At 39.7% G+C, this 19,601-nt stretch carries 18 protein-coding genes; all 18 read right to left on the bottom strand.

Translation table 11 applies throughout. The features are described from left to right. Positions 1–12: 12 nt before the first annotated feature. Positions 13–1,749, bottom strand: coding sequence for an ABC transporter ATP-binding protein (locus EL087_RS02995; RefSeq protein WP_126406764.1), 1,737 nt, complete (start codon positions 1,747–1,749; stop codon positions 13–15). A 289-nt stretch (positions 1,750–2,038) separates the two neighbouring features. Then, the gene (locus EL087_RS02990; protein WP_003040412.1) at positions 2,039–2,890 is read right to left on the bottom strand and encodes a DNA/RNA non-specific endonuclease; all 852 of its coding nucleotides are present in this window, start codon (positions 2,888–2,890) and stop codon (positions 2,039–2,041) included. A 207-nt stretch (positions 2,891–3,097) separates the two neighbouring features. Continuing rightward, the gene (locus EL087_RS02985; protein ID WP_003040295.1) at positions 3,098–3,274 is read right to left on the bottom strand and encodes a DNA-directed RNA polymerase subunit beta; all 177 of its coding nucleotides are present in this window, start codon (positions 3,272–3,274) and stop codon (positions 3,098–3,100) included. Next, positions 3,267–4,547, bottom strand: coding sequence for a UDP-N-acetylglucosamine 1-carboxyvinyltransferase (gene murA / locus EL087_RS02980; protein ID WP_126406762.1), 1,281 nt, complete (start codon positions 4,545–4,547; stop codon positions 3,267–3,269). The genes EL087_RS02985 and murA overlap by 8 nt, the downstream gene beginning before the upstream one ends. A gap of 37 nt (positions 4,548–4,584) precedes the next feature. Next, entirely contained in the window at positions 4,585–4,815 is a 231-nt protein-coding gene (locus tag EL087_RS02975) for a DUF1146 family protein (protein WP_080564559.1), read from the bottom strand. Between the two features lie 103 nt (positions 4,816–4,918). After that, positions 4,919–5,338, bottom strand: coding sequence for a F0F1 ATP synthase subunit epsilon (locus EL087_RS02970; RefSeq protein WP_003025266.1), 420 nt, complete (start codon positions 5,336–5,338; stop codon positions 4,919–4,921). A gap of 10 nt (positions 5,339–5,348) precedes the next feature. Further along, the gene (gene atpD / locus EL087_RS02965) at positions 5,349–6,755 is read right to left on the bottom strand and encodes a F0F1 ATP synthase subunit beta (RefSeq protein WP_126406760.1); all 1,407 of its coding nucleotides are present in this window, start codon (positions 6,753–6,755) and stop codon (positions 5,349–5,351) included. Positions 6,756–6,789: 34 nt separating this feature from the next. Further along, entirely contained in the window at positions 6,790–7,668 is an 879-nt protein-coding gene (locus EL087_RS02960; protein WP_003030484.1) for a F0F1 ATP synthase subunit gamma, read from the bottom strand. A gap of 15 nt (positions 7,669–7,683) precedes the next feature. Next, positions 7,684–9,189, bottom strand: a complete 1,506-nt coding sequence (gene atpA, locus EL087_RS02955) for a F0F1 ATP synthase subunit alpha (RefSeq protein WP_003028061.1) — start codon at positions 9,187–9,189, stop codon at positions 7,684–7,686. Between the two features lie 15 nt (positions 9,190–9,204). Further along, positions 9,205–9,741, bottom strand: a complete 537-nt coding sequence (locus EL087_RS02950; RefSeq protein WP_049513640.1) for a F0F1 ATP synthase subunit delta — start codon at positions 9,739–9,741, stop codon at positions 9,205–9,207. Beyond that, entirely contained in the window at positions 9,741–10,235 is a 495-nt protein-coding gene (gene atpF, locus EL087_RS02945; RefSeq protein ID WP_003028058.1) for a F0F1 ATP synthase subunit B, read from the bottom strand. The genes EL087_RS02950 and atpF overlap by 1 nt, the downstream gene beginning before the upstream one ends. 14 nt (positions 10,236–10,249) lie before the next feature. Beyond that, a complete protein-coding gene (gene atpB / locus EL087_RS02940; RefSeq protein ID WP_003040049.1) occupies positions 10,250–10,963 on the bottom strand; it encodes a F0F1 ATP synthase subunit A in 714 nt (237 codons plus the stop codon). Positions 10,964–11,002: 39 nt separating this feature from the next. Continuing rightward, on the bottom strand, positions 11,003–11,203 hold the full coding sequence (locus EL087_RS02935) for a F0F1 ATP synthase subunit C (protein WP_003025282.1): 201 nt from the start codon (positions 11,201–11,203) through the stop codon (positions 11,003–11,005). Positions 11,204–11,534: 331 nt separating this feature from the next. Continuing rightward, positions 11,535–13,931: a glycogen/starch/alpha-glucan phosphorylase gene (locus EL087_RS02930; RefSeq protein ID WP_126406758.1), complete on the bottom strand. Its 2,397-nt coding sequence runs from the start codon at positions 13,929–13,931 to the stop codon at positions 11,535–11,537. Between the two features lie 24 nt (positions 13,932–13,955). Continuing rightward, a complete protein-coding gene (gene glgA / locus EL087_RS02925; RefSeq protein WP_126406756.1) occupies positions 13,956–15,386 on the bottom strand; it encodes a glycogen synthase GlgA in 1,431 nt (476 codons plus the stop codon). After that, the gene (gene glgD / locus EL087_RS02920; RefSeq protein WP_126406754.1) at positions 15,383–16,522 is read right to left on the bottom strand and encodes a glucose-1-phosphate adenylyltransferase subunit GlgD; all 1,140 of its coding nucleotides are present in this window, start codon (positions 16,520–16,522) and stop codon (positions 15,383–15,385) included. Before glgD ends, glgA begins: the two co-directional genes overlap by 4 nt. Continuing rightward, positions 16,512–17,654 carry a glucose-1-phosphate adenylyltransferase gene (locus EL087_RS02915; protein WP_057489607.1) on the bottom strand — a complete coding sequence of 381 codons (1,143 nt, stop codon included), beginning with the start codon at positions 17,652–17,654 and terminating at the stop codon, positions 16,512–16,514. The genes glgD and EL087_RS02915 overlap by 11 nt, the downstream gene beginning before the upstream one ends. A gap of 3 nt (positions 17,655–17,657) precedes the next feature. Further along, on the bottom strand, positions 17,658–19,568 hold the full coding sequence (gene glgB, locus EL087_RS02910; RefSeq protein WP_003040079.1) for a 1,4-alpha-glucan branching protein GlgB: 1,911 nt from the start codon (positions 19,566–19,568) through the stop codon (positions 17,658–17,660). Positions 19,569–19,601 lie beyond the last annotated feature (33 nt).

Here is a 19,601-nt window from a genome sequence, read left to right as displayed (position 1 = left end):
TCATTCTCCCTCCTATTCTTCTGTTAGTGATTGACTATTAAGCTGAGAATTAGCAATTTCGCGATAGATGTCGTTATCTTGCATCAATTCTTCATGCGTTCCACGACCGACGATTTCTCCCTTATCCAGAACAATAATCTGATCTGCATCCATAATGGTTCCCACGCGTTGTGCTACAATCAATACAGTAGCATTTTGCGTAACTTCTTTGAGTCGACTTCGAAGAATGGCATCGGTCTTATAGTCCAACGCAGAAAATGAATCATCAAAGATATAAATATCTGGCTCTTTTACGACTGCCCGCGCAATGGAGAGACGTTGCTTTTGACCACCAGAAAGATTGCTTCCCCCTTCTGCCAAATGCGTCTCAAAGCGTTCTTCCTTGCTTTCAATGAAGTCCCTTGCTTGTGCTACATCTGCCGCTTGTGTCAATTCTTCATAACTGGCATGTTCTTTCCCATAGCGGAGGTTTTCTGCGATTGTTCCGGTAAAGAGCAGAGCTTTTTGTGGAATGAAACCTATCTTCTGCCGCAGTGCTTTTAGATTATAAGAACGCACATCCACTCCGTCCACTAAAATCTTTCCTAAAGTCACATCATAAAAGCGCGGAATCAATTGCACCAATGAGGACTTCCCTGAGCCGGTCGAGCCGATAAAAGCAATCGTTTCACCAGGTTTTGCTTTGAAGGAAATATTATGCAAGACTGGACTCTCTGTTTCACCAGGATATGCAAAGGTAACATTGTCAAACTCTAAATAACCATGACTGTCTGTCTCAGTCACACCATCTTCGTTTGGATTGATCGAAATGGGCATTTCCATTACTTCTTTCAACCGTTCACTCGAAACAGCAGTTCTAGGATACATAGTAAACAAGCTAGACAGCAACAGAAATGACAGCAATGCATGAAAACTATATTCGATAAAAGCAACTAAATCGCCAATTTGCAAATCTCCTGTACCTAGTGGTTTTAAAGCAAAGCAGACAATGGCAACAATCATCGCGATGATAATTTGAACAAAAAGAGGTTCTGTCAAACCAGTTAACTTGAACAGACGATTCGAATTATTCGCATAAATGTCATTTTGTGAAGCAAAACGCTCTTCTTGAAATTCTTCTCGAGCAAAAGCACGAATAACGCGCAGCCCCATTAAATTCTCACGTGCGTATTGATTGATTTTATCTAAAGTTTTTTGTTGCTTTTCTGATAAAGGACGAGTCTTGACTGCTATATACCAAACGACAATGCCGAGGAAAGGAACAGAAATTGCAACAATCCAAGCCAAGGAAGGACTAGTGAAAAAAATCATCATCACACTAGACATCATCATCATTGGTGTGATGACACCCATTTTTAGGGATTGTTCTGCGAACTGCATCAAAACAAAAGCATCACTGGTAATCCGTGTCACTAAGGATGAAACACCAATCTGCTCGTATTCATGATGGGAATACTCTTGCAATTTGTCGTAGATGTCATTACGCATATCACGCACCATACTCGTTGTCAACTTACCAGCTGCATAAGAAAGCACGATCCGCCCCAAAATTCCCAACAAAATCACAATAAGCATCACAATTGCCCAATAATACAAACGATTGCTGTCTCCTCGATTAATCCCTTCGTCAATCATTCGTGCCAAAACAGTCGGCAAACCGAGATTCACCACAACAAAGAAGACAGCACCAAAGAAATCCAACATCAACCATTTGGGATATTTTTTCAAATAAGACCAAATATACTTCATGTTTCTCCTTTCTCCTCATAAAACAAATCCACAATAAAAAAGCACCAACGTACTTTTTAGACAAAATGGGAGTGGGACAGAACTTATCTTGAAAAATTTAAGTTCGTGGTCCCACCCCCGCGAGGGTGATTAGGTGCTCTTTCGAGCTTGAAAAGCGAATAAAGAGTCCAATCACCTACTGCGTCATTCGCTTATCACTAAATTAGATAGAGGCTGAGATACTTTTTGTCCGACCTCATGTAACAATAGTATAACAAAAGGATGATATAAATGCAACACTAGCAATAATCTAGTTGGTAACGGTCACTTCTCCTGTTTGATAATTTAGCCGAAGTCCTGTCTGTACGTTGGGAACAAAGACATTCATTTCCAAGCTACTATCGCTTGATTTAGCTTCAATATGCGAACCAACTGGCACTAAATCCTGTTCATTAGCATAAATCAAAGTCACCCGATACCGAACTCGTTTATTCTTGTCTAGTGCCTTGCGAACCTTTGTTTCATAGAAATTTTGACCCGTAGAATGACTAGTATTTGCTTGATTAGCCCAAGCTGTTTGCACAGCTATATTTTTCGGGTTACTGGTCGAAGCATCAAACCCTTTCAAGTTACCAATCAAAGCATAACCCAACAAATGTCCTCGGTCAACTGCATGGTTGTATTCACCTGATAAATGCTTGACTTGATGCCAACCAGCAGGTGTCCAAGTCGTGGAGCCATTTCCTGTTTCTTCACGACTTCTATATTGGCGAGTTGTTTTGGATAAAAGAGCATTTGCTACCGTTGGAACAGTTCGACCTCTGACCAATTTTGTCTTATTATCCGCATAAGGAATACTTCCCACTTTAGCATCTAAATCATTTTTATTCTCATTGACAATAAAAGCCCCTGCGCCATTCCACTCGATTTTCCCTTTGAGCTGTCGTTTGACAGATTCTGTTAAAACGCTCTGTGCTAATTCTTGACTGGGTGCTGCATAATTCTTACGAATACTCCTGTTAATAGCAGTGCTGTCAGAATGCTTCGTACTGCTATGATTATGATAATTGCTAAAAGAATAACCTCCCAGCGCAAGAACAAGTGCAAGAAATACGCCTGCTACACTTTGCGCTACTTTCTGGTTGGATTTCTTTCTCGCCATTTCTACTCCCCTTTAAATAAATAGGAGGGGGTGGGACTACAAAGTCAATTTCTACGAAATCACGACTTTTGTCTCACTCCCTCAAAGTTATTGCCCTCTAAAAACTGATACACTCAACAACTAGAAGTCACGCAATTACTGCGTCTTGTAATCGAACATTTTTGAATAAGAAGTTAGTTTTTATTTTGCCTCTTTTTGCTATTAAAATTATCGTCCTGTAAATTTGCTGATAATGGTATGCCATTTATCTAGTGATAAAATTGACCACGGATCCTTACCACCATATCCTATCACTAATCCAACTGCAAACAAAATCAAACCAAACAATAAGACTGCCAAAACAATTCCGACTTGTTTTTTAACATATTTCAAATTATTATTCATCGTCTTCTTCCTTCACTCGCTTAATATTTGCACCCAAATTAGCCAGTTTTTTATGAAATTGATAATAACCTCTATCTAAATGAGTTAGTTGACCTACTTTTGTTTCACCGTCTGCAACCAAACCTGTCAAAATTAGCGCAGCACTCGCACGCAAGTCCGTTGACATCACTTCAGCTCCTTGCAAAGCTTGACCACCAACGATACGAGCTGTATCTCGCATAATTTCCGAGTGTAAACCCATTCGACGCATTTCTTCCAGATGTTGGAAACGATTCTCAAAAACAGTCTCAATCATGGTAGACTCACCCTTGGCAACCGTCATCAAAGCTGTAAATTGCGCCTGCATATCTGTCGGGAAACCTGGATGCGGAAGAGTCTTCACATTGACCGCTTTTAACTTGGATAAATCCGAACAAATCCGAATTCCTTCGTCCTCTTCGGTAACAGACACACCCATTTCTAGCAATTTCGCAATAAGTGGACGATTATGCTCCCAAATAGCATCTTGCACAAGGACATTACCGCCAGTCATAGCAGCTGCTACCATAAAAGTCCCGGCTTCAATGCGGTCTTGTACTACACTGTGGCTTGTCCCCATCAGCTCCTCAACTCCAGTAATGGTTAGTGTCTCCGTACCTGCACCACGAACTTTAGCCCCCATTTTGTTCAATAAAACAGCTAAATCAACAATCTCCGGTTCGCGCGCTGCATTTTCAATCACTGTTACACCATCCGCTAAAGTTGCTGCCATCATGATATTTTGCGTCGCACCCACACTTGGAAAATCCATGTAAATATGAGCTCCATGCAATCGGTTAGCTTTGGCCTCAATAAATCCAGCCGTCTGCTTAATTTCAGCTCCCATTGCCTCCAATCCTTTCAAATGAAGGTCAATAGGACGACTTCCAATCGTACAGCCACCAGGCATAGAAACTTTGGCATAACCATTTCTTGCCAAAATCGGACCTAATACCACGATAGAAGCACGCATTTTACTCACATATTTATAAGGAGCTTCTTCGCTCAACGGCTGTGTAGCATCCACCGTAATCCTGTTCTCTTCTTGTTCAAAAATCACTTTTGTATTCAATCCACGAACCACATTGTTCATCGTAAATACATCAGATAGAACCGGAACATTGGTTAGAGTTGTTTTCCCTGTCGTCGCTAGAATAGTTGCTGCAAGCAAAGGCAAAACAGCATTTTTGGCACCTTCAATTTTAACCGAACCGACTAATGGATTCGAACTGCCTTGTATAATAATTTTATCCATATTTCTCCAAAACACCTATTATATTTCTTTTCTTATCCTATAAATTACTATTAAACATATCTCGTCCCAATGTATAGAGATTAAGGAAGAAAGAACTGAGCAAAAACCCTAACGCAATACTAAGCAATAAAATTAGGAATCGGATCTTAAGAGCATTGTCAGCATTCACCTTTAATAGTCTTTCCCAATTCACAACAGTAGAAAGCAAGTGAAATGAAAGAAAAATAAAAATCATGTAGCTACTAAGCGTAAAAATTAACTGAATCATATCCCCATTATACCAAAAAAATAGATGAGAGCAAACTATCAGACACAAATCAGGTACTGATAGCAAAAAAGCCATTATAAAAAGGCCAATTGGCCTTTTCGTATTATAATCTTGTTCCAACGTTAATTCGATTAATGGCACGTTGAAGGGCAATTCTGGCACGACGTTCTTGGTCAATTAAATGCTTTTCCTGTGCTTCTTCAATGGCACGCTCGGCACGCAATTTTGCTCTTTCAGCACGACTGATGTCAATATCGCGAGCACGTTCGGCAGAGTCTGCAACAATGGTGATTACATTATCAGCAACTTCGACAATTCCACCATTCACAGCAATCCAATTGACATGATCTTCATCATCAATCCGCTTCACTTTGACCTCATCGACAGCCAAAACAGCAATCATATTTTCATGATGCGGTAAAATCCCCATTTCTCCATCAAGAGTTTTAACGGAAACAAACGTTGCATGGTGGTCAAAAACTAGACCATCAGGTGTCACGATTTGTACTGTCATTTGAGCCATAGGTCACCTCTTAAAATCCCATTTTTTCAGCTTTAGCAACGACATCTTCGATAGAACCAACACCACGGAAGGCATCTTCAGGGAGATGATCATATTTTCCTTCAAGGATTTCCTTAAAGCCACGAACTGTATCAGCAACTGGTACATAAGAACCTGGTTGCCCAGTAAATTGTTCAGCAACATTAAAGTTTTGTGACAAGAAGAATTGAATCCGACGCGCACGCGCAACCAAAGTCTTTTCTTCGTCTGACAATTCATCCATACCAAGGATTGCAATAATATCTTGCAATTCATGGTAACGTTGAAGGACACGTTTCACTTCTGCTGCTACAGCATAGTGCTCTTCTCCGACAATTTCAGGAGCAAGTGCACGGGAGCTAGAAGCAAGTGGGTCAACTGCTGGGTAAATCCCTAATTGCACCAATTTCCGTTCCAAGTTGGTTGTAGAATCCAAGTGAGCAAACGCTGTCGCTGGCGCAGGGTCAGTGTAGTCATCGGCTGGCACATAGATAGCTTGGATAGAGGTTACAGAACCTTTCTTGGTTGATGTAATCCGTTCTTGCAATTGTCCCATTTCTGTCGCAAGTGTTGGTTGGTAACCAACGGCTGAAGGCATGCGTCCAAGAAGGGCAGATACTTCAGAACCTGCTTGCGTGAAACGGAAGATATTGTCAATGAATAAAAGCACATCTTGACCTTCAACATCACGGAAATATTCGGCAATGGTCAAACCAGTCAAAGCCACACGCATACGTGCTCCAGGTGGTTCATTCATTTGACCGAAGACCATGGCTGTTTTTTCAATAACGCCAGATTCTTTCATTTCCCAGTAAAGGTCGTTCCCTTCACGTGTTCGTTCTCCAACACCAGTAAAGACAGAAATTCCACCGTGTTCTTGGGCAATGTTGTGAATCAATTCTTGAATCAGGACTGTCTTTCCAACACCGGCACCACCGAAGAGACCAACTTTCCCCCCTTTGAGGTAAGGCGCTAAAAGGTCAATTACCTTAATTCCTGTTTCTAAGATTTCTGATGAAGTAGACAACTCATCAAAAGTTGGAGCTTTTTTGTGGATTGGTTGACGTTCTGCATCTTCACCAAAAGGAGTTTCCAAGTCAATGGTATCTCCTAAAACGTTAAAGACGCGACCGAGTGTTTCTTTCCCAACGGGGACAGAAATTGGACGACCAGTATCTAGGACTTCCATGCCACGAGTCAACCCGTCAGTTGATTCCATAGCAATGGTCCGAACCACTCCGTCACCAAGCTCAAGAGCTACTTCAAGGACGATTTTTGATTTTTTTTCGTCATTTTTATAGACTACAAGTGCATTATTTATCTCAGGTAATTTATCACCAGCTGCAAACGCAACATCAACGACTGGTCCGATAACCTGAGCAATTTTGCCTGAGCTCATTCTTTTCTCCTCTTTATATTTATTTTCTGTGACACTATTCTAGTGCACTTGCACCCGCCACAATTTCAGTAATTTCTTGCGTGATAGCTGCTTGTCTAGCACGATTATACTGAATGGTCAAATCATTGATAACTTTTTTCGCGTTATCTGTTGCTGTCTGCATCGCGGTCATTCCTGCCGCATTTTCTGCTGTTTTCGCATCAATAATTGCCCCATAAATCATACTTTCAGCAAACTGAGGCAACAACTGATCCAAAATGACATCTCGGCTAGATTCCAATTCCAAATTCAAAACGTAGTCTTCGTCTGCTTCATTTGGATCCAAATCCACGATTGGAAGCATTTGTTCAACACGCATTTGGCTGGTCAAACTATTGACGTGGTGATTATAACAAACATATAATTCATCAAACAATTCGTTTTGGTACATTTCAACCGTTTTGCCAATGATTTTACGAACCTCATCAAAGCTCGGTTGATCAGCTAAACCACGTAGTTCATAAATAGGCTGAAGCCCGCGTGCCCGAAAGAAGTCCGAGCCCATACCACCGATTGAAATGATGACGAAATCATCTTTATCATGGTATTCTGCAAAAAGTTCCATCATGGATTTGAGAATGGTCGCATTGTAACCACCCACTAAGCCGCGATCCGATGTAATAACGATATAAGCTGTTTTTTTCACCGGACGACTAATCAACATAGGGTGGTATTTGGAATTTTGCACTTCATGTCCATGAAGCAAATCTGTCAATAACTTTCTGACTTTAGAAGCATAGATTTGGAAATTCTTGGCCGCTTCTTCGGACTTTCCTAGCTTAGCAGCAGATACCATTTGCATGGCATTTGTGATTTGACTGGTGTTTTTTGTGGATGCAATTTTATTTTTTATATCATTTAATGAAACTGCCATCTGACACCTCTATTCTTACTTGAAGCTAGACTGATTGATAAATTCAGTAATTGCAGCATCTAAGACTGCTTCCTCTGGAAGGTCTTTTGTTGTACGAATGATTTCATAGAGGTCTTCATGATGAGCATCAAAGTAATCAAACAATTCTGCTTGAAAACGAAGAATATCATCAACCGGTACACTATCCAAGAAACCATGTGTCAAGGCGTACAAAATAACGACTTGTTTTTCAACTGGTAATGGTTCATGAACCGGTTGTTTCAAGACTTCTACCGTCCGACGACCACGATTCAATTTCGCTTGTGTCGCAGCATCCAAATCACTACCAAACTTGGTAAATGCTTCCAGTTCACGATAAGAAGCAAGGTCAATACGCAAGGTTCCGGCAACCTTCTTCATCGCTTTTATCTGTGCAGAACCACCTACACGTGATACAGATGAACCGGCATCAATAGCAGGTCGAACACCTCCATTAAAGAGACTGTCGCTTAAAAAGATTTGACCGTCTGTAATTGAAATTACATTGGTTGCGATATAAGCGGAGATGTCTCCTGCTTGCGTTTCGATAAACGGCAGTGCTGTAATAGAACCACCACCTAATTCATCCGAAACTTTGGCAGAACGTTCCAAAAGACGGCTATGAAGATAGAATACGTCTCCTGGGAAAGCTTCACGACCTGGTGGACGACGAAGCAAGAGTGACAGTTCACGATAAGCAACCGCTTGTTTTGATAAATCATCATAGACAATCAAAACGTGTTTGCCACTATACATAAATTCCTCTGCCATTGCTACACCTGCATAAGGTGCTAAAAACAGCAATGGTGAAGGTTGAGAAGCTGACGCTGTGACAACGATTGTGTAATCCAACGCTCCATACTGACGAAGTGTTTCTACTTGCGTACGAACCGTTGATTCTTTCTGACCAATGGCAACATAGATACAAATCATATCTTGTCCCTTTTGGTTCAAAATCGCATCAATCGCAATACTTGTTTTACCAGTTTGACGGTCTCCGATAATCAATTCCCGTTGCCCACGACCAATTGGCACCAAAGCATCGATCGCTTTCAGACCTGTTTGAAGCGGTTCTGATACAGATTTCCGTTGCATAACTCCCGGAGCAGGTGTTTCAACTGGCCGCGTTTTATCTGTCTTAATCTCGCCAAGTCCATCAACCGGACGACCAAGCGGATCAACAACCCGACCAATCAAAGCATCTCCGACAGGCACTTCCATGATTTTACCAGTTCGACGAATGGTATCCCCTTCGCGAATATCTGTGAAATCACCTAAAATGATAATCCCTACATCTGTTGATTCTAAGTTTTGTGCCATACCGTATGAGCCATTTTCAAAAATCAACAGCTCACCACTCATTGCATTGTCAAGACCATGAGCACGGGCGATTCCATCACCAATATATGTGACGACCCCTGTTTCTGTGACGTCAAAATTTGGCTGGAAATTTTCAATTTGTTGCTTAATTAAAGCGCTGATTTCTTGTGCGTTAATCGCCAAAATTCACACCACTTTCTATTTCAAATTTTCTTTTACTGTTTGTAATTGACGTTTAATACTTGCATCAATTGTCTTATTATTAGCTGTGATGATAAAGCCACCAATGAGGCTTGCATCCAGTTCTTCTTTTAAAGAACGAACCTGCAATCCAAATTTTCGCTCAATAATCGGAATAATTTTAGATTTTTGCTCCTCCGATAAACCTTGAACTGATTTGATTGTCACTTCAAATTCATTACTAATCTTTTCAAGCTGGTGAAGACTTTCTACTAAAATATCATAAAAAAGATCTTCACGATGATTATGAATAATAACTTCAATGAAATTGTCAATCAAGGATGAATCAGATCCTTGAAAATAGCGAAGGCTTCTTTCTTTTTCTGTATCATCAACACCAATATGTGACAAAAAAGCAGCTAAATGGGTATTGTCAAAAATGTCTTTGATTTGTTGAAGTTTTTCAAAAACATCTTTTTGCTGACCTTTTTCAATCACGAGTTGGACAAAAGGTGTGGTATATTTTTCAATTACCGCATATCTTTTTTTGTCCATTAAGCATCTCCTAGCTTGTCAATATAGCGGTCAATGAGCTCTTTGTGAGCTTCTTGATCCAATTTTTGACCTAAAATTTTGCTAGCAAGATTTACAGTCAAATCGGCTACATCACCTTTGATACTGTTCATGGCTTCTGCTTTGGTTTGAGCGATTTCTTGATTAGCCTTTTCTTTTAAACGTCCAGCTTCATCAGCTGCATCTGCCAAGATTCCTGCCTTGTTTTTCTCGGCAGTTTCCTTGGCATTTTCAATAATTGTTGTCGCTTCTTGACGACTACCTGCTAATTCTGTTTCTCTCTTTTGAGCCAAATCTTCTGCTTTTTGACGAGCAGATTCTGCGCCATCAATATCATCCGAAATCTTTTTGGCACGTTGCTCAAAAGTACTTGTAATATTATCCCAGGCAAATTTCTTAATTAAAACGATTAACAGAAGAAATGAGCCTGCTACAAGGATAAAATCCCCAATAAGACTACCTAAAGTAATATTCATCTCTTTTCTCCCTTCTATTCCTCACCATTAATTTTCTTACCTAGATACATAGATGTCAACATGGTAAATACATAGGCTTGAATACATGAAATAAAGACTGAAAAAGCTGTCCAAACAAGATTCAAGACAAATGCTATTGGATACCAAGCAGCAGCTTGTTGTGACAAAGTTAATAACAAGCCAGACAGAACTTCCCCTGCATAGATATTACCATAGATCCGCAAAGCCAAAGAAGCAAAATTGGTGAATTCTTCCAAAATATTCATCGGTGTCATTCCAGCAGGTGTCGCAAAAGCTTTGAGATAAGCCTTCACTCCACGACGACGAATCCCTTCGACATGGCAAATCAAGGTAATCAAGAATGAAAATCCTAAGTCAAATGCAAGATTGGCCGTTGGAGATGTCCATAGGTTATAACCATTTGTTGTCTGCACTTTCGCCATCAAACCAAGGTTATTGGCTACTGCAACAAAAAGGAATAAGGAAAAGATAAATAGAGAGTAATTCTTCATATACTTATCGCCAATATTGCCCTTTGTAAAGCCAATGACAAAATCATAGAGGTATTCTAAGACGTTTTGCTTACCAGAAGGCTTCAGCGTCATTTTCCGACTAGCCCAATAGACGAAAGCAAATACGATAAGTACGGTTAGAAGAGACATAGCAAGTAGAGTCAAATCAAAGGTCACAGGACCTAAAGTGATGGTTGGATTTACACTTTCTTCCAACGAACTCCACCCCCTTTTCTAAAGGATAACTTTCTTTTCTTACTTAATGATGAATGACATCGCAAGTGTTACGAAGAAAGTACCTTCGATAAAGGCAATCCCCATGATCATAAGTGTTCTCAACTGACCAATTATTTCTGGCTGACGTGATGCTGATTTAAATAGATTTGCCATTAAAAACCCTTCAGCGAGTGAAACACCCATACAGGCAAGACATAATCCAAAAAATGTTAAATTCATGATGAATTCTCCTTTATGTTTAAAATTTACTTACTTAGTTTAGTCCTAAAAATTCTTTTTGTCAAATGTTTTTGTCTTTTGGAAACGTTTTATACGGATTTCTTTCAATTTCCAAAAAAGTAGGCTATCCTGCAACAATTGTGGTTGTAGAATAGTAGTAAAACGAACTTGATCCCACTATCAGTTTGTTGATGTAGAAATAGCTATTTCCAATTATCGAATTTTTCCCTATATATGTATATTATAGGTAATCTTTATCGATTAAATATAAACAAAAACTACAATTCACTTTTTCAACAAAGAGGCTGGATAAGTCCCAGCCCCTAGCTTATTACTTTTTCAGGTTCCAAATTTCTTTGGCGTATTGTTCAATCGTATCATCTGATGTGAATTTATCAGACATTGCGATATTAACAAGGCTCATACGCGCCCATTTTTCTTTGTCGCGATAGAGTTGATCAATTTTTTCTTGTGCAGCTACATACGAAGCAAAATCTTCCAGAAGGAAGTATTCGTCATTGTGTGTAATCAAAGCTTCATAAATCTCAGAACCTTCATTTCGGACATTTGGAAGAGTACCATCTACAAAACTATCAACCACACGACGAATGATTGGATTATTTTCGTATACACCACGTGAATCATAATCATGACGTGCATAATGGTCGTAGACTTCATCTTTGTCCATACCGAAAATCACAATATTGTCGTCTCCAACTTCATCTTTGATTTCAATATTGGCGCCATCAAGAGTTGCCAAGGTAATAGCTCCCGACATCATAAATTTCATATTAGAGGTCCCAGAAGCTTCTTTGGAAGCAAGAGAGATTTGTTCAGACACATCTGCCGCTGGAATGATGAGTTCAGCTAAACTGACACGATAATTTTCAAGGAAAACAACTTTTAATTTGCCTTGTAAACTTTCATCATTATTCACAAGATTTGCTACTTCGTTGATCAATTTAATAACAGATTTTGCAAAATGATAACCTGGTGCTGCTTTAGCACCAAAAATGAAAACTCGCGGCACCATATCTTTATCAGGATTATCTTTCAAATCCCAATATAGCTTAAGAATATGGAGCAAATTGAGCAATTGACGCTTATAGGCGTGAAGCCGTTTCACTTGCACATCAAAGATAGCTTCCGTTGACACTTCCACTCCTGTAGATTCTTTGATAAAAGTTGCTAAACGTGCTTTAGCTTCCTGCTTAACATTATAAAATTCGCTCAAAACATGCTGATCATTTTTGTAGTCTAAAAGTTTGCGCAATTCATGAATATTTGTTCGCCAGCCTTTACCAATCAAGTAGTCAATTTCATTTGACAAAGGTCCATCTGCAATTTGCAGCCAGCGGCGTTGAATGATACCATTCGTTTTATTGTTGAATTTTTCAGGATAAATGGCATAAAAATCACGGAGCGTATCTTCTTTTAGAAGTTCGGTGTGAAGTTTAGCTACACCATTCACAGAATGACCACCAATAATAGCCAAGTGAGCCATATGCACTTGATTATCTTTGACAATCCGTGTATGTTCAATCACTTGTGGGTCAATACCACGCGCAGCCATATCAGCAATATAACGATTGTCGATTTCAAGAATGATTTGATAAACACGAGGAAGAACATTTTTAAAGAGTTCTGCATCCCATTTTTCTAAAGCTTCTGAAAGAATGGTGTGATTGGTATAACTCATGGTCTGAACTGTCGCATTCCAAGCGTCAGCCCATTCAAGACCACAATCATCCAATAGAAGTCGCATAAACTCTGCTGGTGCAACTGCTGGATGTGTATCGTTGATATGAACTGATACTTTTTCATGAATTTGCTCTAAAGGTAGACCCTGTTTCCGATAGGATTTGATAATAGTCTGTAAGCCAGCACTGGTCATGAAATATTCTTGAATCAAGCGCAGTTCTTTTCCTTCGTAACTTGAATCATCTGGATACAAAATAGCCGTAATATCTTGCACTTTGCGGCGTGCTTCAATCGTTGGATATTCTAGCTCATATTCTTCAGGAATTTCAACATCCCATAAACGAAGATTGTTGACAATATCATTTTCAAAGCCAATTTGTGGCACGTCGTAAGGTACTGCACGAAGAGTTTGTGAATTTTCATAAACAGGAACAATCCGACCTTCCTTGTTGGCTTGAAGATAGACATTCCCAAAAATTTTGACATCTACAACATTGTGATCTTTCCGCGTTTCCCAGACGTTTCCTAGACTACCAAACCAATCATCAGGCAACTCGACTTGGTAACCGTCCACAATTTTTTGTTTGAAAAGTCCGTAGCGATAGCGGATTCCATTACCAAATCCCGGATAGCCTGTAGTTGCAAGCGAATCCATAAAAGCTGCTGCAAGGCGACCAAGACCGCCATTCCCTAATGCCATATCGTGTTCAGCCCGTTTTACAGCTGTAAAATCAATACCTAATTCGTCAAAACCTTCTTTGACAACATCGAGGATTCCAAGATTTAGCAAATTAGTTTCCAGCATCCGCCCAGGTAGAAATTCAATCGAAAAGTAATAAGCAATTTTTTGCTTGTCTTCTACTAATTTGTTTCGTCGCTCCAACCACATAGGAGTGATGTATTTGCGAATTGTACGTGCTAAGGTTTGAAACAGTTCTGCCGGAGTGGCATCTTCTACTTTAATCAATTGTTCTTCATGCAAAATATCCTTAAAATCATGAAGAAACTGCTCTTTTGTTAGTTTCATTTCTTAACGGCAAACTCCTTTCTATCAATAAAGAGATTGGTACAAATGACTGTAAGCTTGGCTAGCTGTATCCCATGAAAAATCGCGTTCCATAGCCTGTCTTTGAAGGTTATACCATGTATCTTTATCATTGTGGTATACGTCAATAGCCATGTCAAATGTCCATTTCAGCCAGTAACCTGAGAAATTATTAAAGCTAAATCCAGTTCCTGTTCCTTCATAAGCATTGTAGGGTTGAACGGTGTCACGAAGACCACCAACTTCATGTACAAGTGGCAATGTTCCATAACGCATAGCCATCATTTGGGACAATCCACACGGCTCAAAGCGACTTGGCATTAAGAACATATCACAAGCTGCATAAATTTCTTGCGCTAATTTCACATCAAAAGTAATATTGGCAGATAATTTTTCTGGATAAGCTTGACTGAACCAAGCAAAGGATTGCTCAAAAGACGGGTCTCCTGTGCCTAAAAGAACAATTTGCACATCATCTTGTAGTAAATTGTGTAATTGATCCACAACTAAATCAAAACCTTTTTGCCGAGTCAAACGTGATACAATCCCTACTAGAGGTACATCATCTCGCACAGGCAGACCAACTTTTTCTTGCAACGCACGCTTATTTGCTAACTTGCCAGATAAGTCATCCTTATTAAAATGGTACTCCAGCAAATTGTCCGTTTCTGGATTATAAATGTCTGTATCAATTCCGTTGACAATACCTGATACTTTACCAGACTCCATCCGTAAAATTTGATCCAAACCGCAACCAAACTCTGGTGTCATAATTTCATGTGCATAACTTGGTGATACGGTTGTCACCCGATCTGCATACAAAATCCCTGCTTTCATCCAATTCAAGCAGTTATTCCAACGCAAGGTACCGTCTGCATAACGCTCATAGCCCACTCCAAACAAATCCCAGAGCATGCCATCAGAAAATTGCCCTTGAAATTCTAAATTGTGAATGGTTAAAACAGTCCGAATACCATGATAAGCCTGAATCCAATGGTATTTTTCTTTCACCAAAAATGGAATCATTGCGGTATGATAATCATGCACATGGAGAACATCTGGAATAAAATCCACTCGCTCCATTAACTCAACAGCCGCCATTTGGAAATAGGCAAAACGTTCGCCGTCATCAAAATCACCATAAACATGCCCACGGAAGAAATAGTATTGATTGTCTATAAAGTAGAAGGTCACACCATTTAAAACGGTACGTTTCACGCCTACATATTGACCACGCCAACCGACCTTTACTTCAAAATGGAACAAGTCTTCCATTTGGTCGCCAAACTTTTTATCCACCATATCATAGTATGGAAGAATGACGCCCACTTCATGACCTGCCTTCACAAGAGATTTAGGGAGAGCGCCAATGACGTCTCCCAAACCTCCCGTTTTAGAAAAAGGTGCCCCTTCTGCTGCTACAAATAAAATTTTCATTGAATTCTATCCTCTGTTACTTTTTCACCTTTTTTAATGACAACTGGGTTATCAGCTGTTCCACGAATTGTTATATTTTCTGCAATTTCAACACCCTTATCCAAGATTGCATACTCAACTACTGCATTTTCACCAATAAGGACACGTGGGAAGAGAATGCTGCTTTTAACACTACTTCCTTTGTTAACGCGGGTATTACGAGAAATGATAGAATCAATCACTTCTCCTTCCACGATACTACCAGAAGCGAATTGAGAATTTGAAACCTTAGAACCGACTGCATAATAAGTTGGCTCTTCATTTTTTACTTTAGTATAAATCTTTTGATTTGGGGAGAAAAGAGAATAGAATTTTTGCGAATCAAGCATATCAATATTGGCATTGAAGTACGAAGTGACAGAATGAATATTTGCTAAATAACCCGTATATTCATAAGCAAACGCTTTTTCCTGAGTAGCTAAATCACGTAAAACATAACGTAATTTTTGAGGAAATTCTTTTTGTGCTTCTATTTCTAACTTTTCAATCAGCCAAGGTGTATCCACAACAAAGATATCCGTTGACATGTTGTACAAATCCTGATCTTTTTTATCATCAAAAAGATGGTGATTTTTCACATGATCTGTTTCATCAATTTCCAAAACAGCGTTGACTTCGGAAATTTCTTCTTTTGGTAATTTTTTATAGACAACTGTGATCGGTTGATCAGTTGTACTATGTAAGTGGAAGACTTGGTTCAAGTCGATGTTCACCAAAACATCACAGTTCAATGCTACCGTTTGATCGCTGCCCGAACGTTTTAAGTAGGTCAATAATTGCTCGTAGTATTCTTTACCAACAGTAGAACTTTCTACGCGCGTATTATAAATACCAAGATAGTAGTGACTCAAAAGAGTAGACAGCCCCCATTCACGTCCAGAACGGATATGGTCAAAGACAGAACTAATGTTATCTTGTTGGAAAATGCAAAAGACGCTCCGAATCCCTGCATTGGCCAGGCTAGACAACGGAAAGTCAATTAAACGATATTTCCCACCAAATGGCAAACTGGCAACTGGACGATGACTTGTCAAAGTAGACATATCATGAAATCCAACTGTATTTCCTAAAATTGCTGAATATTTATCAATCTTCATCTGATGGTACCCCCACTTTCTCATTGTATCCAATAACTTGTACTTCGTCTGTTCCATCAATTTCTACACCATCAGAAATGATAGCTCCTTCACCGATAATAGCACGTTTGATTTTTGCTCCTTGACCAATGATAGCTCCACTCATAACAACAGAATCTTCTACAACTGCATCTTTACGCACCTGAGCTTCCGTAGAAAGAATCGAATGTTTAACTGTTCCATCCACAAGACAGCCATCCACAACCAAAGAATCTTCAACATGAGCATTTTCTCCAAGGAAGTTTGGTGGGGAAATCAAGTTACGTGAATAAATTTTCCATTGACGATCCCGGCTATCTAAAGCATTGTTTGGATCAATATATTCCATATTGGCTTCCCAAAGTGATTCAATCGTTCCAACATCTTTCCAATATCCCTTAAATTCATAAGCATAAACACTTTCGCCGGATTCAAGATAATTTGGAATAACATTCTTACCGAAGTCAGACATATCTACATTGCTCTTTTCAGCAGCTACCAGCATAGTACGCAGGCGTTTCCAGTCAAAGATATAAATCCCCATAGAAGCTTTTGTAGACTTAGGTTCAGCCGGTTTTTCTTCAAATTCGACAATGCGATTATTGGCATCTGTATTCATGATACCAAAACGACTTGCTTCTTTCAGAGGAACATCCAGAACAGCTACTGTCAGGCTGGCGTTGTTATCTTTATGAGACTGAAGCATATCATCATAATCCATTTTGTAAATGTGATCACCAGACAAAATCAAGACATATTCAGGATTGATAGTATCAATATAGTCAATGTTTTGATAAATCGCATGACTCGTTCCTTCAAACCAACGATTTCCTTCACTTGCTGAGTAAGGCTGGAGAATGGATACTCCTGTATTAATGCCGTCAAGTCCCCAACTAGAGCCATTCCCAATATGACTATTCAAAGCTAATGGTTGATATTGAGTAATGACACCAACATTATGAATCCCTGAATTCGCACAATTGGACAAAGCAAAGTCAATGATACGGTAACGTCCACCAAATTGTACTGCTGGTTTGGCAATACTTTGAGTGAGTTTTCCAAGACGCGTTCCTTGCCCACCGGCAAGAATCAAAGCTAGCATTTCATTCTTCATTTGTTACTCCTTTTTGGACTTTTTACTTACATTTGCTGATTTCACACGACGTTTAATCTTCCAAATACTTGCCCCTAATGCTGGCAAAGTAAAGGTCAACGTCTGAGGATAATCCTTCCACAAGCCTTCTTGAGACTGAACCGTTTGATTGTGCTCTTTCCACACACCTCCCCATTCTTCTAATTCCGTATTCCAAATTTCTTCATATATGGCTGCTACCGGAACACCAATGGTAAAGTCTTTGCGCTCTACCGGAGCCATATTAAAGACGCAAACTAACATATCTCCCTTGTCATTTTTCCGAATAAAGGAAAGCACACTTTGATCTGTATTATCCGCATCAATAATCTCTAAACCGTCCCAACTCAAGTCATTTTCCCATAAAACACGATTTTCTTTATAAAGCTGATTGAGCTGAGAAGTGAAATGCTGCATCTTGGCATTCATATCATCAGCCAAATCACGCCATTCCAAAGATTCTTCGCATTTCCACTCTAAGAATTGTCCCCATTCACTACCCATGAAAAGAAGCTTCTTCCCTGGGTGACACATTTGATATGTATAGAGATTTCGCAGACCAGCAAATTGATTGTAGCGGTCTCCCCACATCTTATGCATGAGGCTCTTCTTACCATGTACCACTTCATCATGAGAGAACGGCAGTAAGAAATTTTCAGAGAAGGCGTACATGAAACTAAAGGTTACTAGATTAAAATCATACTTGCGGTAAATTGGGTCTTCTTCGTAGAAGCGCAGAATATCATTCATCCAGCCCATGTTCCACTTGTAGTCAAATCCAAGACCACCCATTTCTGCCATACCTGTAATCTTTGTATCACTCGTGCTTTCCTCTGCAATCATCATGACATCTGGATGAGCCAGTTTGATAACCGTGTTCAAGCGTTGAAGGAAGTAATAGCCCTCGTAGTTGCGATTGCCACCATCAATATTTGGTTGCCATGGACCACTATCATAATCTAGGTAGAGCATGTTGCTGACGGCATCCACACGGATTCCGTCTAAGTGATAAAAATCAATCCAAAACTTGATACTAGAAATCAAGAAAGACTGCACTTCATTCTTTCCTAAGTCAAAATTGAGAGCGCCCCAGCCGTAATTATGGGCACGGTCATGATCTTGATACTCAAATGTAGGCGTACCGTCATAATAAGCCAAAGCATCATCATTGATAGTGAAATGTCCTGGCACCCAGTCTACGATTACTCCGATATTATTGATATGACATTCTTCAACAAAATCACGGAATTCTTCTGGCGTACCGTAAGTATGTTCAAGAGCAAAGTATCCCATCAACTGATAGCCCCAACTCAATCCAAGCGGATGCGCCATAAGAGGCATGAATTCCACATGTGTGTAATTCATTTTGACAAGATACGGAATGAGTTCATCTTTTAATTGGGCAAATGAATACGGAGTCCCATCCTCGTTTTTCTTCCAAGATCCTGCATGAGCTTCGTAAATATTCACCGGTCTAGAGAAAAATCCCCAACGTTTTCTGCGAGCCAACCACAGACCGTCTTTCCATTTCTTTTCAGGAATTGTTCGAACAACAGCTCCTGTGCCAGGGCGTTTTTCAAAATAAACTGCCAGCGGATCAATTTTCAAAATTTCTTGCCCGCTACTTCGTTTGATGTTGTATTTGTAAATGTCTCCTTCCTTAGGTAAATCCGTAAACACTTCCCATACGCCACCTTCATTACGTGCCATAGGGATTTGATTTTCATACCAGTCGGTAAAGTCTCCAATCAGATGCACACTCTGAGCATTCGGTGCCCATACACGAAATGTATAGCCACTTTGCCCATCTACTTCATCTTGATGAGCCCCCAAATAGTGCTGCAAATGGAAATTTTCACCTGTGGTAAAAGTTCTCAAAGCTTCTTGTCTATCCATTTTTTCACCTCACATTGTAAGCGTTTTCTATGA

It is taken from the genome of Streptococcus milleri (assembly GCF_900636525.1).
Taxonomy (GTDB): domain Bacteria; phylum Bacillota; class Bacilli; order Lactobacillales; family Streptococcaceae; genus Streptococcus; species Streptococcus hominis.
The sequence above is the reverse complement of the archived record's forward strand: the minus strand, read 5'-3'. Positions and strand labels throughout refer to the sequence as shown.